We start from the raw sequence: 14,548 nt of genomic DNA, 5'->3' as shown, positions 1-14,548 counted from the left end.
ATGGAAGTGATCCAGTGCATCGCCCTGCCCGGATCGAATTTGTAGAAACAGAATTTTTGTCGACGAAGTCATCGGCAATTGGCGGTGCTCAGACCACCCGCACCCCGCGCAGGTTGAGTTGCGGCTCGCGCCAGAAGGCGTCGTTCTCGAAACGGCAGAACACGTCCGGCGGCAGGATGGTGCGGCGCGCGCGCGCCTCGATCTTGTTGCGCACCGTATGCAAGCCGGGCGTGCCGGCTCGCAGGTCGAACTCGTTGGCGTCGTAACTGACGTTGTCGAAGTCGTGGGCGAAGGCCGGTTCGCCGATGAAGTCGTAGATCGCCTTCACGGCCTTGGCCGGATCGCTGGTCAGCGTCTCGTACTGCAGCAACATCAGATTGGCGGTGTCTTCGCTGTAATACGCCTCTTTCAGTGCGTTATAGGCAAAGCCCACCATGCCGTCGCCGTTGGCGAGGCCCTCGGCGCGCGAGTAAACCGTGCCACCGGGCTGGTAGTTGAAGATGGACGAGGGCTGGAACGCGTTCTTGCGCACCAGCCGCTCAATGCTGTCGATGATCCACGGCATATGCCGCACGCAGGCAATGACCTTGGCCGTCGGAAACAGCTCTTTCAGCAGGCGCAGCTTGCTGCACCAGATCCGGTTGGTATCAAAGAGCACCTCGGCGGTGAATTCCTCGCCGTAGTAATCCTCGAACAGGCCCTGCAGCAGGCGTCGGCGCTGGGCATCGGTGATGAATACCGAGTACTCGTTGCGGCCACTCATCTCGCCTTGCAGAGTATTGAACAGCCCACCGACGGGCCCACTCATGCCGGCGTGAAAACGCGGATTCTGGCGCAGCAGCCCCGCCAGAAGGGTAGAACCCGACCTCGGCAGACCCGAAACAAAGTGAAATTGATGCTCCATATTTCCCCTCTGCCGACGTCTTATCCGTTGGCACGTTGAACGAAAAAAACTGGCTTATGCCCGTTGAACTTCACCCAACACCTGTTCACGCCTTGCTGGTGCGGGCGATGTCCACCCTGTCCAGGTGAACCTCGCCTGCCCGGCAAGCAAAACTCTCCTGCGCAAGCTTTTTCGACAGGCCACGGTAGGGGCCAGGGTTAACTTGATGTCATTTTTTGTGAGTATGGTCACAAAATTTGGCAACTATTGACCGTGCGTCTCACTTCCAAAAATTTGCCGTTTATGCGTAGACAAATCAGATGCCGGGATAAAAAATGGACCCAGGCCAGCCAGAATCCGCCGTGTCCGGTCAGCAGGGTCTTTCGAGGCAATGCTCACTTTCGCCCGTGTTCCAGGGCGAAAGTTGCGTGGGTGGGCGCGACCCGACGCTGTGCGTCGTCACAACCGATTTGCGAGTACAGGAGCAGGACATACCGGCATTTGCGTTTCACCAAAACCAGGACAGCGCTTCGCGAAAACGCTCGTTCAATGACCTGCGATCGTTGGCATGCTGCTTGCTCGACCTTTCATCAACGCTGGACCGGTTGCTTTTTCCTCGACGGTACCTATGACCCAAACATCAATCGCGCGTCGACCTGTCGATGAAGACACACAGCTCGCGTACACCGCGACCAGCAGCTTCAGCACACGCGCGCTAAGTACCGACGCGCAGGTACTGGCTTGGCGCCAGCGAGTCGGCCACGTGGTCGATGTACCGCCATCGTCCACCCAGCTGACCGACGGATTTGGCGCGAACATCGATTTGTACGCGGTTGACGGGATGGTCTTTACTGACTGCCGCACGGACTCGATGGTGCTTGAGCGTTCGGTGGCCCGCGTTTCCACGGACATGCGCCGGGACTACGCTTTTCATCTCTTTCTGGAAGGCAGCACTGGCAACGTGACCGGCATGAGTCACAAGCGCAGCACGGCCAACCAGTCGAAGAGCATCATCGCGTTTGACATGAGCCAGCCGTTTCGCGTCGACCGGCCGGCATGCCGGGTTCTGACACTGTTTGTGCCGCGCGCCATCGTGGATGCGGGCTTGCCCGACAGCGAATCGATTCACGGCCGCGCGCTGCCAATGGATACGCCACTTGGCCGACTTGTCTGGGATCACATGGCAGCCATCGGCAACGAGATATCCGGGCTTGACGCCACCGATGCCTTCGACGCATTGCGCGCCAGCGCCGAACTTCTCGTCGCTGGATTTCGGAAAACGTCTCATCTGGCCGGCGACCATCGTGCCGCCGTGCAAACCGCCGTGATCGGTCAGGTGCGACGCTTCGTCGAGGCCAATCTGCACCAGAGCGATCTCACACCGACCTATGTCGTCCATGCGCTGCAGCTGAAACGCGCCACGATTTACCGCTGGTTCGAGTACGAAGGTGGCCTGGGCACCTATATCCGTTATCGCCGGTTGCGAACGGCGGCCGATGAGCTGGTGCGCTTTACCCACCTCCCGGTGGTCGAGATTGCCTACGGGCTGGGCTTCAAGAGCGCCTCGGATTTTACCCGCGCTTTTCGTCGGGCCTTCAGCATGAGCCCCAAAGACATGCGGGCTCGGGCTATCGCCCTTCAGCAAACGCTCGCTGCGCACTGATCAATCCGCACTGATGCCAGAGGTTGCGACTCGTGCATATCTATTCTCGGGAAACCGATTCAACGCATACAGCGTAGTCGCCGTGGCGCCGATCAGATACCACGCGGGCATCATGGTGTCGCCGGTGAGATGGATCAGCCAGGTCACCAGCAGCGGCGAAAATCCGCCAAAAATCACCACGCCAAGGCTATAGATCACTGAAAGCCCCGCCGCGCGTTGATGTCGTGGGAACGCCTCAAGCATCAGCACCGATCCTGCGCCGGCGTTATTCAGCGAAAGCGTCACGTAGGTCGCCATGATGAGCAGCCCCCCGATATGACCGACGCCTTGGGTCAACAACCGGAACGCAGGATAGGTCGCCATCAGGGAGACTGAGAACATGACGTACTGAACTGTCTTTCGGCTCGCGTAGCGGTCCGCGATAGCGGCGACCAGCGGCGTCATCACCAGAATGATCAGACCCGACAGACAGGCTGTCACCAGACTGATCGTGGCGGGCCAATGCAGTGTCTGGACCAAGTAACTCGGCAAGTAGAACACCGCAACATAAAAGCTCGCCGATGGTGCCGCCATCATGAGCACGCCGTACACAAGCGTGCGCGCATGCTCGGCAAACAGCGGCCTGAACATGAGTTTTCTGCTGGATTGCTCGGCGATCGCCGGCATGCGGCGACGCAAGTACCAGCCTGCCGGACCGATCAGCCCACCAATCATAAAGGGTATGCGCCAGCCCCAGTCCTGCATGGTCGCTGGAGAGAGGAGTGCCGTCGTGCTCGCCGCAATCAGTGCCGCCGTGAATGCGGCCATTCCCTGACTGGCACCGCGCCAGCTGACGATGAAACAGCGACGCTCGTGTGCCACCGCCTCCATCAACGATGCCGACGCTGGACCAATCTCTCCGCCCGCAGCCAGCCCCTGCATCAATCGCGCGACGACCATCAGCACCGTCGCCGCCGGACCGATCGATGCATAGGTCGGCATGCACGCGATCATCCACGTCGCAATCGTCATCAACATGAGCGAAAGCATCATGCCCGTCTTGCGGCTTCGGCTATCGGAAATATGTCCAATGATCGCCGCACCGAGCGGTCGCATCACAAAACCGGCGCCGAACGTGGCGAGCGACAGTAACAACGACGAGACGGGATTACGGGACGGAAAGAACAGCGTGCCTATCGTCACCGCTGACAAGCTGTAGATCGTGAAGTCGTACGCGATAAAGCCATTGCCCACCACAATGGCGGCAACCATCCGCGTCAGTCCCGCGCGAGCTGGTCTATCGAAATCCGTCAGCATGGTCATGGCTAGCCGCGTTCTCCGGATTTATGTGCGCAGCGTTTCAATGCAGCAGTGAACATTTTGCGTACGGGAATCAATAGGCGATGCCAATTTCCCCCGGTTCCAACTTTGTCGATAGGCATTACGTCGTCCTTGGACAGACTCTCAACAAGGTGGCATGGCGATCGCCGTTGCCAGCGCAGGCATCGCCGACCGGCGCACTCACACTACCCTTACCCCGCGCAGGTTGAATTGCGGATCGCGCCAGAAGGCACGGCTTGCTGCACCAGAGCCGGTCGGTGTCGAATATGACCTCGGCAGACCCAAAACAAATGAACTGATCGCACATTCCCCCCTGGTATTGACGGTTCCTCTGCACACCTCCGTGCGACGCATAAGACATACAAGCGAGCGGCGGAGATACCGATTTCACCGAGGCCAAGCGATCCGCCGCCGCCGGCCCGGTAAACATGGAAGCATCAACCATGCCATGTTACGGCATCTCCACAACCTTCAAGGCAGTCGGCGAAACCAGCCTTTTCTGTCGAGCATGTTCAGTTCCGTATTTCTCGCGAGTGGTCGGCCGAAAGATGCCGGTGCATGGCCGGTTACCGACACTCACACACGGTTGTGCGGATGCCGAACCTGGCCGTGGCCACGCACCACGAAACGCTCGATAGTGAGCGACTCGGCACCCATCGGACCGTAGGCGTGCAAGCGGGTGGTGGAGATGCCGATCTCGGCGCCGAGGCCGAGCTGGCCGCCGTCGGAGAAGCGCGAGGAGGCGTTGACCATCACCACCGCTGAGCGAAGCGCATGCACGAAACGCTGCACCGCGGCTTCGTCGGCGCTGGCAATGACCTCGGTGTGATCGGAGCCATGGCGCTGGATGTGCGCGATGGCCTCATCGAGATCGTCGACCATGCGCACGGCGAGAATCAGGTCGAGGAACTCGGCGGCATAGTCGTCGTCGGTCGCTGACTTCATGGCAGGCACCCACTGGCGACTGCGCTCGCAGCCACGCAGTTCGACGCCACGCTCACTTAACGCTGCCGCCGCCAGCGGCAAAAAGCTTTCGGCAATGTCCGCATGCACCAGCAGAGTTTCCAGCGCATTGCAGACGCCAGGTCGCGTAGTCTTACCGTCAATCAAAAGATTGAGCGCCAAGGCAAGGTCGGCCGCGCGATCCACGTACAGATGGCAAACACCCTTGTAGTGCTTGATTACTGGCACGCGTGCATGCTCGGCGACAAAACGGATCAGCCCCTCGCCGCCACGCGGAATCGCCAGGTCGACGATATCGGTGAGTTGCAGTAACTCGACCATCGCCTCGCGACTGAGGTCATCCACTAACGTAAGTGCAGCGGCGGGTAGATGGTTGGTCTGCAGTGCGGTTTGCAAGGCGGCGGCGATGGCGAGGTTGGACTGCAGTGCTTCCGAACCGCCGCGCAGGATCACACCGTTGCCCGCAAACAGGCACAGTGCGGCGGCATCGGCAGTGACGTTTGGGCGTGCCTCGTAGATCATCGCGATGACGCCCAGCGGCACGCGCACACGTTCAATGCTGAGGCCGTTCGGTCGGGTTTCACGGCGTGTGACCATACCGACGGGATCAGGTAGCTCGGCGACTTCGCGCAATCCAGCTGCCATCGTCTGCACGCGCGAAACATTGAGCCGAAGACGATCGAGCATCGCACCCTGCACGCCTTTTTCCATGGCCAGCCGCATGTCTTCCACATTGGCTTCGAGCACGACATCGACCTGCGATTCGAGTGCGTCGGCCATGTCACACAGTAGGCGTTGCTTCGCCGCCGTATCGAGCACAGCAATGCGGCGCGCTGCCTCGCGGCAAGCCAGTGCCTGCGTGCGTATCGCGCTCATGCGGCGGTATCCGAGCTAACCAGCGTGGCCATATCGTCGCGATGCACCACCTCGCCACCGTAGCTGTAGCCGAGCAGCGCGGGAATCTCGCGGCTGTGATGACCGGCCAGCCGGCGCACTTCGGCCGCGCCGTACTGGCTGAGGCCGCGCGCGACGGCGCGCTGCGCCGCGTCGCCTATTTTTATGGTCATGATCTCCACCATGTCACCGCGATGAAACTCGCCCTCGATACTGACGATACCGCCCGGCAGGAGCGAAGCGCGACCACCGGCCAACGCACGCGCCGCACCGTCATCGACCACGATGCGACCCGGCGCGGCTGGCGCATGACGCAACCAGTATTTGCGCGCCTGCATGCGGCTGCCCGGTGCGTGCACCAACGTGCCCTGCAGCCGGCCCTCGCTCAGCCCCTGTACGGTCGCCGCATCACTGCCGCAGAACAGCGCCGTGGCGATGCCCGCAGCCGCAGCCTTGCCGGCCGCCTCAAGCTTGGTACGCATGCCACCGGTGCCGACGCTGCTACCGCTGCCACCGGCCATCGCGAGAATCGCCGGTGTGAGCTCAGTGACTTCGGCGATCGGCATGGCCGTGTCATCAATACGCGGATCGGCGGTATACAGCGCGTCGATATCCGAGGCGATCAATAACAGATCGGCATCGACCAACGCCGCCACGATGGCTGCGAGGTTGTCGTTGTCACCGAGCTTCAATTCATCGACAGCTACCGTGTCGTTCTCGTTGATCACCGGCAGCACGTCCAGCGCCAGCAGCTCGCGCAGTGTGGCGCGCGCGTTGAGATAGCGACGGCGATGACGCAGGTCGTCGTGGGTCAGCAGCACCTGCGCCACCGGACGCGCGGACAACCTCTGCCACAGTGCAATCATAGGCGCCTGACCAAGCGCTGCCAGCGCCTGCCTCGCCACCAGATCGCTGGCGCTGACCGTGTGCTCGCGCAGCAGCGCGCGACCCGCCGCCACCGCACCCGAAGAAACCAGCACGATCTGCTTGCCTTGCGCATGGCTGGCGGCGATGAACTGCGCCAGCGCAGACGCATGGCGCACGGTCAGCCCGCCGCCATCCGCTGCCAACAAGTTGCTGCCGACCTTGAGCACTGCTCGGCGCCAAGGCGGCAACGGCTGCTCGGGTAGATCGTGAACGGATGTCCGAATTCCCACCTATCCCACCTCGTCCAGCGGGGCGAGTTCGCGATCACCGTGACTCTTCGGCGCAGAGATGACCATGAAACGCAGGTCGGCAGCACATTCGTTGCGCATCTGGTGCGCCGTGCCCGGCGATATATGCAGTCCCTGCCCTGCTTTCAGTGTATGCGTCACACCGGTGGCCTCCAACGTGGCTACACCCTCCAGCACATAAAAAAACTGCCGTGCACGCGCATGACGATGACGCACTTCGGCTGCACCGGGTGGCATGCGTTCTTCAATCACACTGAGGTCATCGCCAGCCAAAAGATGCCAACCATCGCAGACTCCACCCCAGCGATAGTGCGCGGCGTTGTCCGTGGAAACTGATGCGTTCATGCGTCGAACTGCGCCAGCCGCGCGACCAATTCATTCAGCCGCAAATCGTGACCAGCGCCGGGCGATGTGCGTGCGGCGAGACTGGACTCGGGCGTGCGGCCTTCGCCAGCGTTGGCTGCAGTTTCGGCGGCAGCGCGATAGGCGTCGCGGAACGGCACACCGGCGGCGGCCTGTTCGATCGCCACATCGGTGGCATACATCGCCGGCTCGATTGCAGCGCGCATCGCAGCTTCATTCCACTGCAACCGTGCCAGCAGATCGGGCACCAGTTCGAGCGCGCTGAGTCCATGCCGGCAACCGTGGAACAGCGAGCCTTTGGAAAACTGCAGGTCGCGCTGATAGCCCGAGGGAAGCGACAGCAGCTGCTCGATCTCGGTACGCGCCGCGGCCACGCTGGCATAGCTGGCGCGCAGCAGTTCCACCACATCGGGGTTGCGCTTGTTCGGCATGATCGAGCTGCCGGTGGTGTACTCCGACGGCAGGCTGACGAAGTTGAATTCTGCCGTGGTGAACAGCGACAGATCCCACGCCAGCCGACGCAGATCGAGCAGCGCACTGGCAATGGCTTCCAGTACGGCCATCTCGAACTTGCCACGCGAGAGCTGCGCGTAGATCGGCGAAACCTGCATGCGCGCAAAACCCAATGCCTGTGTAGTGTGCTCGCGATCGAGCTTCAGATTGACGCCGTAGCCGGCTGCAGTGCCCAGCGGATTGGCATCGATCCAAATGGACGTCTGTCTGGCACGCTGTGCATTGTCGATAAAACCTTCGGCGAAACCGGCAAACCACATCGCGGTGGACGAGACCACAGCACGCTGCAGGTGCGTATAGCCCGGCAGCGGCAACGCCGGCTGTGCGGCACGATCGAGACATACCTGCGCGATGGCGCGGCAATGCGACTGCAAGGTGGCTAGCTGGTCCTTCAGCCACAGGCGCGTCGCGACCAGGATCTGGTCGTTGCGGCTGCGACCCGTATGCACGCGGCGACCGGCATCGCCAAGACGCTCGGTCAGTCGCGCCTCGATCGCCGAGTGACCGTCTTCGTAGCGGTCGTCCAGTACGAACGATCCGCTGCGAAAATCTTCGGCCAGCGCATCCAGCTCGCGCTTCAATTCAGCCGCCTCGTCGGCACTTACAACACCGATATTCGCCAGACCTTCGACATGCGCCTTGCTGGCAGTGATGTCGTGCAGAAAAAATTCGCGATCGAGCAGCACGTCGTCACCGGCAAGAAACGCCATGATTCGCGCATTCGTCGCCACGCCCGCTTTTTGCCATAGAAGATCAGTCATGAGGTTTTTCCGCCCGAATAGTTGCTGGCTTGATTTGAATGCGATGCTGTCAGTAATTGCAATGCCGCCCCGATGGATAGCTCGTGCCGTTCACCATTGGCGCGCTGCTTCAGCTCTACCACGCCGGTGTCGAGACCACGCGGGCCAACGATGAGCTGCCAGGGCAGACCGATCAGGTCCATCCTGGAAAACTTCCCGCCGGCACGGTCGTCGGTGTCGTCGTACAGCACACTCACGCCGACTGCCTGGAGCTTTGCGTACAGCGTTTCACAGGCGGTATCGGTGCGCGCATCGCCGGACTTCAGGTTGACCAAACCAACGTCGAACGGCGATACCGATGCGGGCCATACGATGCCATGTTCGTCGTGACTGGCCTCGATGATGGCACCGATCAAGCGTGATATGCCCACGCCATAGCAGCCTCCGTGAATCGGACGGGCCACGCCGTCCGCACCGGTCACCGTCGCCTTCATCGGAAGCGAATACTTCGTGCCGAAGTAGAAAATCTGCCCTACTTCGATGCCACGCGTATGCACACGGTTTTCTGGTGCCACCTCGCGCTCGAAGCGCGCGGTATCATGCACATCTTCGGTCGCTGCATAGAGCCTGGTCCATGCATCAATCACCGGTTGAAGATCGCCGGCATAGTCGATATCCGATGCGGGCACGGGTAGATCGAGTACGTCGCTATCACAGTAGACGGCAGACTCGCCGGTTTGTGCCAGCACGATGAACTCGTGCGACAAGTCGCCGCCGATCGGGCCGGTTTCTGCGCGCATCGGAATGGCCTTCAGGCCCATTCGCGCGAACATCCGCAAGTAGGCGACGAACATGCGGCGATAGGAGCGCTGCGCGTCAACTTCGTCCAGATCAAACGAATAGGCATCCTTCATCAGAAACTCGCGTCCGCGCATCAGGCCGAAACGCGGACGCTGCTCGTCACGGAACTTCCACTGCACCTGATAGAGATTCAGCGGCAGGCTTCGCCAGGAGCTGACATAGCTGCGGAAAATCTCGGTGACCATTTCCTCGTTGGTCGGCCCATAGAGCAATTCGCGTTCGTGGCGATCGGTGATGCGCAGCATTTCCGGACCGTAGGCATCGTAGCGGCCACTCTCACGCCAAAGATCGGCCAGTTGCAGGGTCGGCATAAGCAACTCGACTCCGCCGGCCAAGTCCATTTCTTCGCGCACGATGCGCTCGACGTTACGCAGCACGCGCAGGCCCAACGGCAGCCAGGCGTAGATGCCGGCGGCTTCCTGCCGGATCATGCCGGCGCGCAGCATCAGGCGGTGCGAGACGATCTGCGCTTCGGCAGGATCGTTTTTCAGGGCGGGCAATAAATAGCGGGACAAGCGCATGATGAATCTCCGGTAGTTGACTTGGACGACAGTGAGGGGCTGCGATGCCCTTTCACGGTCGGCCAGTCGTCTCCGGATCGATGCCGGCCAGCTCGGCGCAGCCAATGGCAAGATTGATGTTTTGCATCGCCTGCGTGGCGGCGCCTTTAAGCAGGTTGTCCAGCGTCGCGACGATCACCACGCGCTTGCCATCGGCGGAGAGTGCGAAGCCACCGATCTCCGCATGATGTCGATGCGCGATGTGGCTAACCCACGGCGCCTCGTCGACAACCCTCACCAGCGGCTCCGCATCGTAAGCGTTGCGGAAACGCTGCAGCACTTCCTCGCGCGTCATTTTGCGCGAGAGATATAGATTGGTGGTAACAGTGAGGCCACGAAAGTGCGGTGCCACGTGCGGCATGAATTCCACTGGCACACCAAGATGGCGCGAAGCCTCCTTCTCGTGCATGTGGCCGGTCAGCGCGTACGGCATCAGGTTGTCGCGCAGCTTTTCTGGATCGTTCTTGTCCGATGGTGTGGTGCCTGCACCCGAATAGCCCGACACGCCGAAGCACACCGGCGGCGCGGCAAGCAGGTCCTTCAGCGGCGCAATGGAAAGCTGCATCGCGGTGGCGTAGCAACCGGGGTTGCTGATGCGCGTCTGACCGTGCCACTTGTCGCGGGTGAGTTCTGGCAGGCCGTAATACCAGCGTTCGTCGAAGCGATAGTCGGCAGACAGATCCAGTACCAGCGTTTGCGGATGCGCCGCCTCGATGGCCTCGACATACGATGCCGCCGCACCATTGGGCAAGGCCAGGATCACCACGTCCGCCGCCTGCCCTGCCACCGCCTGCGCATCGAGGCTCGCATAGCGCAGCTCACCGCTATAGCCGTCCACATGGTCGGCCACGGATTGGCCGTCCAGTTCGCGCGACGAAACGAAAGCCAGTTCCAACGACGGATGCGCAGCGATCAGCCGGATCAGTTCGGCGCCGGTGTGACCGCGTGCACCGACAATGCCGATGGATTTCTTTTGCGCTTCGTTGTTCGACAAGGTCATGGTGTCAATCCAGCAGTGTCGGCTGCCGCGTGGCGCAGTGCGCGACGCAGCGGGCGATGGTGCCGAAGTCGGGCAAACCGTACCAGAACACTTTCCAGCGCTCCTGCTTGAGGCAGCCGTCCGATTCGGCGTAGTAGAAATGGTTGATCACGTTGCCGTGGCGCGAACGCCAGAACAGCTGTGGATTTTCCTCGCGCATCACCTGCCACACGGCGCGGCCCAGGCCTTCGCCCTGCGCGTCGTCGAGCACGGCGAACTTGTCGAGGTAGGCCAGCCCTTCCTCGTTCGTGAGAATCATCGCCGCACGATAGTTTTCGCTGAGGTAGATGCGCCGCGGTGTCGTGCGCTCGAAATAATCCGGCACCAGCGTGCGGCCGAAACTCGACTCGATCAGCACGCGCATGCGCGCCAGGTCGATACCGTCCCACGAATCAAAGGTGAGCACGCGCTCGCCGCGCCGCACCAAAGTGCCTGAGCCCTTGTGCGTAAACAGCTCCTTGGCCAGCTCCGCAGGCCGCGTGATCGACACCGACGAGGTCAATGGCAGATCACCCAACAGATCGGCGATCTGCTCGATCTTCACACGCATGCCACCGTTGATCCACGGCTGCGCCATCAGATGATCGAACTCGGTGCTGAGGTTGATCGAATCGATCACCGCACCCTTGTCGTCAAGCAACCCGCCGGTACCGGTGAGAAACACGATCTTGTACGGCTGCAGCACGCGTACTAGCTCATTGGCGGCGAAATCGGCGTTGATGTTGAGAATCTGCCCCTGCTCGGTTTCGCCGAGACTGGCGATGACCGGAATGGAACCGGCACGCAGGCTGGCTTCGATCGGCGCGAGGTTGATGCTCTGCACCTTGCCGACCAAGCCGTAGACATTCTGATCGAGATAGGTCGACGTGAAGACACCCGACGGCACCGAGGTGGCGCGCGTATCCATCGACTGCAACGCCTCGACCAGACGCAGGTTCTGCTGCTGGAAGACCTTGCGCACGATCGCCAGCGCCTGTGGCGAGGTCACGCGCAGGCCGTTGACGGTCTGCTTCTCGATGCCGGCGGCGGCAAGTTCTTCATCGAGCTGCGGGCCTGCGCCATGCAGCACGATCGGCGTAAGTCCTACCTGCTGCAGGAAGGTCAGCGACGAGGTGAGCTCGGACAATTCGTCGCGCAGCACGGCGCCGCCCACCTTGACCACGGCAAAGCGCTTCGCATCGAGTTGCGAAAAGCGCTTGAGGTATTGCTGGATTTCCTTCGCGCTACCCATGCTTTCCAGCAGGCGCACGATGGTTTGACGGGTGTTTTTATGCGCTTGCACGGTTGATGATCCGATCAATGGTTTCTGCGTAATGCTGCAACTGAGCCAGCGTCACCCACTCGTCGGCGGTATGCGCCTGAGCGATGTCGCCGGGGCCATAGACAAAAGCCGTGTAACCGGCAGCGGAAAACAGTGCCGCCTCGGTCCAGAAATCCACGGCGTTGCCGACGGGAATCTCCAGTTCGTCGGCTAGATCGCGCGCCGCCAGCCGGTTGGCTTCGGCATTGGCGGTGTCACCGGCGGGCAGCGAAGCACCGCGGAAGGTCTCGTCGAACTCGGCCGGTTGCGGTTCCACCAGCGTACGGAAATGGCGCAGCAGCTGATCCGGGTCCATCGTCGGCAGCGGCCGAAAGCCAAAGCGCACCTCGGCCGATGGCGCGATCATGTTCGCCTTGATGCCACCTTCGACTCGGCCGATATTGAAACGCAGACCGGTGAGTCCGCCGAAACGTTCGTGCGATTGTGCCGCGACGAAATCGAGTGCGGCATCGCCCCAGCGCATCACTTGATGCAGGGCGCTGTCAGTGGCTTTCTGCTCACCTGACGCGTGGCCGGCATGACCGGCGAAACGCATCATCACCGAATGAATGCCGCGATGCGTCAGCGCCGCTTCACCCTTGGTCGGTTCGGCCACGATGATCGCCTCGTAGGGATGCGATTCGCTGAGAAAGCCAGCAATGCAGCGCGCATCATTGGCCTCCTCATCGGTGGAAAACAGCATCGCCATATCGCCGTCGCCAGCATTAGCGACGGCTATCAACGCCGCAGCCGCACCCTTGATATCGCACGCACCCAGTCCGATCGCGCGGGTTTCGGTGAGACGCAGCGTATGTGGATCGGCACTCCAGCTCGGCGAATCGGGCACGGTGTCCAGATGCACGTTGAACAGAAATTTCGGCTCACCGCGCACGGCATGCAAGGTCACTGCGCCCGCGCCGTAATCGGTCAACGTCAACGTGAAACCCGGCAGTTGCGCGCGCAGATAATCGAACAAGCCATCTGTGCCGATTGCGCGCGGCGGATTGCGCGTATCGAAGGCGACCAGCGCCTTCAGATGTTCGACCGTGGCATCGAGCAGCGCGCTCATCAGCGGTTGACCTCGGCCCACAGCGTGCTGCTCATGCCGAACAGCTTGATGAAGCCCTCGGCCTCGGCCACGCCCCAGTCGGCCGACTGCGCATAGACCGCGCCCTTGGCGTTGAGGATGTGCGGCGAACGCACCTCGACCGCAGTAACCTGCGCGCCCTGGGTTTCCAGCACCACCTCACCGTTGACACAGCTCTGGCTGGAAGCCAGGAAGGCTTCGAGATCGGTCTTCAGCGGGTCGTGGTAGAAACCCTCGTACACCAGCTCGACCCACTTGCGCGCGATCTCCGGCTTGAAGCGGTTCTGCTGCTTGGTCAGCACGGCCTCCTCCAGCGCGCGATGGGCGGTCAGCAGCGACACGATCCCTGGCGCCTCATACACGATGCGACCCTTGAGACCGATGGTGGTGTCGCCGGTGTACATGCCGCGACCCACGCCGTAAGCAGCGAACAGCTCGTTGAGCTTGACCAGCAACTTGTCGCCGGCCATTTTTTTACCGTCAAGCGAGACCGCTTCGCCCTTCTCGAAGCCCAGCGTCACGCTGAGCTTTTCGGACGGCCATTCGGCGCGCGGCTTGCACCAGCCGCGAGCACCTTCGCCGGGCGTCTTCCAGTGATCGATCTCGCCGCCAGACATGGTGACGCCGAGCACATTCTCGTTGATGGTGTAGCTCTTCTGCTTGGCGCGCACTTCAAAACCGCGTTCCTCCAGATACGCTTGTTCGTAAGCGCGCGTCTGAGTGTGCTCTTTCTGGATTTCACGAATCGGCGCGACGATCTCGTAATCACCTAGCGACTTCACCGCCAGATCGAAGCGCACCTGGTCATTGCCCATGCCAGTGCAGCCGTGCGAGATGACCTTGGTGCCCAGTTCACCCGCGCGCTTCAGCGCGGCTTCGACGATCAGGTAGCGGTCGGAGACCAGCAGCGGGTACTGACCCTGGTAACCCTCGCCCGCCCAAACGAACGGCTTGACGAAGCCCTGCCAGATCGACGGGCCGCCATCGACGGTGACATGCGAAGCGACGCCCAGCTCGGCCGCGCGCTGCTCGATGAAGGCGCGTTCCTCGGCATCGACACCGCCGGTATCGGCGAACACGGTGTGCACGGCCCAGCCGCGCTCCTGCAGATAAGGCACGCAGAAGCTGGTGTCGAGGCCGCCGGAAAAGGCGAGGACGATGTCTTTGTGGGCGCTGGCTTGGCTCAT

The 14,548-nt window shown here is 61.6% G+C and carries 12 protein-coding genes; 1 reads left to right on the top strand and 11 read right to left on the bottom strand.

Annotated features, from left to right (window positions below):
* Positions 1-88: 88 nt before the first annotated feature.
* Positions 89-904, bottom strand: coding sequence for a sulfotransferase (locus HDE79_RS17400; RefSeq protein ID WP_184603804.1), 816 nt, complete (start codon positions 902-904; stop codon positions 89-91).
* Positions 905-1,511: 607 nt separating this feature from the next.
* On the opposite strand from HDE79_RS17400, the gene HDE79_RS17395 reads away from it, so the two are divergent.
* Positions 1,512-2,546, top strand: a complete 1,035-nt coding sequence (locus HDE79_RS17395) for a helix-turn-helix domain-containing protein (RefSeq protein WP_184603802.1) — start codon at positions 1,512-1,514, stop codon at positions 2,544-2,546.
* Here the strand turns inward: HDE79_RS17395 and HDE79_RS17390 are convergent, their stop codons facing one another.
* The 10 genes from HDE79_RS17390 to HDE79_RS17345 form a co-directional block, all read right to left on the bottom strand.
* Positions 2,547-3,848: an MFS transporter gene (locus HDE79_RS17390; protein ID WP_221440226.1), complete on the bottom strand. Its 1,302-nt coding sequence runs from the start codon at positions 3,846-3,848 to the stop codon at positions 2,547-2,549.
* Between the two features lie 594 nt (positions 3,849-4,442).
* Complete coding sequence (locus HDE79_RS17385; RefSeq protein WP_184603800.1) at positions 4,443-5,705, bottom strand: glutamate-5-semialdehyde dehydrogenase; 1,263 nt, start codon at positions 5,703-5,705, stop codon at positions 4,443-4,445.
* The gene (gene proB, locus HDE79_RS17380) at positions 5,702-6,874 is read right to left on the bottom strand and encodes a glutamate 5-kinase (protein WP_184604110.1); all 1,173 of its coding nucleotides are present in this window, start codon (positions 6,872-6,874) and stop codon (positions 5,702-5,704) included. The genes HDE79_RS17385 and proB overlap by 4 nt, the downstream gene beginning before the upstream one ends.
* Positions 6,875-6,880: 6 nt before the next feature.
* A complete protein-coding gene (locus HDE79_RS17375; protein ID WP_184603798.1) occupies positions 6,881-7,243 on the bottom strand; it encodes a cupin domain-containing protein in 363 nt (120 codons plus the stop codon).
* Positions 7,240-8,535, bottom strand: coding sequence for an argininosuccinate lyase (gene argH / locus HDE79_RS17370; protein WP_184603796.1), 1,296 nt, complete (start codon positions 8,533-8,535; stop codon positions 7,240-7,242). The genes HDE79_RS17375 and argH overlap by 4 nt, the downstream gene beginning before the upstream one ends.
* Positions 8,532-9,896 carry a proline--tRNA ligase gene (gene proS / locus HDE79_RS17365; protein WP_184603794.1) on the bottom strand — a complete coding sequence of 455 codons (1,365 nt, stop codon included), beginning with the start codon at positions 9,894-9,896 and terminating at the stop codon, positions 8,532-8,534. Before proS ends, argH begins: the two co-directional genes overlap by 4 nt.
* A 52-nt stretch (positions 9,897-9,948) precedes the next feature.
* Positions 9,949-10,935, bottom strand: coding sequence for an N-acetyl-gamma-glutamyl-phosphate reductase (gene argC, locus HDE79_RS17360; RefSeq protein ID WP_184603793.1), 987 nt, complete (start codon positions 10,933-10,935; stop codon positions 9,949-9,951).
* A gap of 4 nt (positions 10,936-10,939) precedes the next feature.
* Positions 10,940-12,205, bottom strand: coding sequence for an acetylglutamate kinase (locus HDE79_RS17355; protein ID WP_255483603.1), 1,266 nt, complete (start codon positions 12,203-12,205; stop codon positions 10,940-10,942).
* Positions 12,206-12,242: 37 nt separating this feature from the next.
* On the bottom strand, positions 12,243-13,343 hold the full coding sequence (locus HDE79_RS17350; RefSeq protein WP_184603789.1) for an acetylornithine deacetylase: 1,101 nt from the start codon (positions 13,341-13,343) through the stop codon (positions 12,243-12,245).
* On the bottom strand, positions 13,343-14,548 hold the full coding sequence (locus HDE79_RS17345) for an argininosuccinate synthase (RefSeq protein WP_184603788.1): 1,206 nt from the start codon (positions 14,546-14,548) through the stop codon (positions 13,343-13,345). The genes HDE79_RS17350 and HDE79_RS17345 overlap by 1 nt, the downstream gene beginning before the upstream one ends.

Origin of the sequence: Rhodanobacter sp. MP1X3, from assembly GCF_014207165.1 — a bacterium.
Lineage (GTDB): Bacteria > Pseudomonadota > Gammaproteobacteria > Xanthomonadales > Rhodanobacteraceae > Rhodanobacter.
This window is presented reverse-complemented; position numbering and strand designations above follow the sequence as displayed.

What these genes read in the sequence shown, in the direction of transcription:
- HDE79_RS17400 (WP_184603804.1), bottom strand. Translation starts at nt 904, where the DNA reads ATGGAGCATCAATTTCACTTTGTTTCGGGTCTGCCGAGGTCGGGTTCT.
- HDE79_RS17395 (WP_184603802.1), top strand. Translation starts at nt 1,512, where the DNA reads ATGACCCAAACATCAATCGCGCGTCGACCTGTCGATGAAGACACACAG.
- HDE79_RS17390 (WP_221440226.1), bottom strand. Translation starts at nt 3,848, where the DNA reads ATGACCATGCTGACGGATTTCGATAGACCAGCTCGCGCGGGACTGACG.
- HDE79_RS17385 (WP_184603800.1), bottom strand. Translation starts at nt 5,705, where the DNA reads ATGAGCGCGATACGCACGCAGGCACTGGCTTGCCGCGAGGCAGCGCGC.
- HDE79_RS17375 (WP_184603798.1), bottom strand. Translation starts at nt 7,243, where the DNA reads ATGAACGCATCAGTTTCCACGGACAACGCCGCGCACTATCGCTGGGGT.
- argH (WP_184603796.1), bottom strand. Translation starts at nt 8,535, where the DNA reads ATGACTGATCTTCTATGGCAAAAAGCGGGCGTGGCGACGAATGCGCGA.
- proS (WP_184603794.1), bottom strand. Translation starts at nt 9,896, where the DNA reads ATGCGCTTGTCCCGCTATTTATTGCCCGCCCTGAAAAACGATCCTGCC.
- argC (WP_184603793.1), bottom strand. Translation starts at nt 10,935, where the DNA reads ATGACCTTGTCGAACAACGAAGCGCAAAAGAAATCCATCGGCATTGTC.
- HDE79_RS17355 (WP_255483603.1), bottom strand. Translation starts at nt 12,205, where the DNA reads ATGGGTAGCGCGAAGGAAATCCAGCAATACCTCAAGCGCTTTTCGCAA.
- HDE79_RS17350 (WP_184603789.1), bottom strand. Translation starts at nt 13,343, where the DNA reads ATGAGCGCGCTGCTCGATGCCACGGTCGAACATCTGAAGGCGCTGGTC.
- HDE79_RS17345 (WP_184603788.1), bottom strand. Translation starts at nt 14,548, where the DNA reads ATGAGCCAAGCCAGCGCCCACAAAGACATCGTCCTCGCCTTTTCCGGC.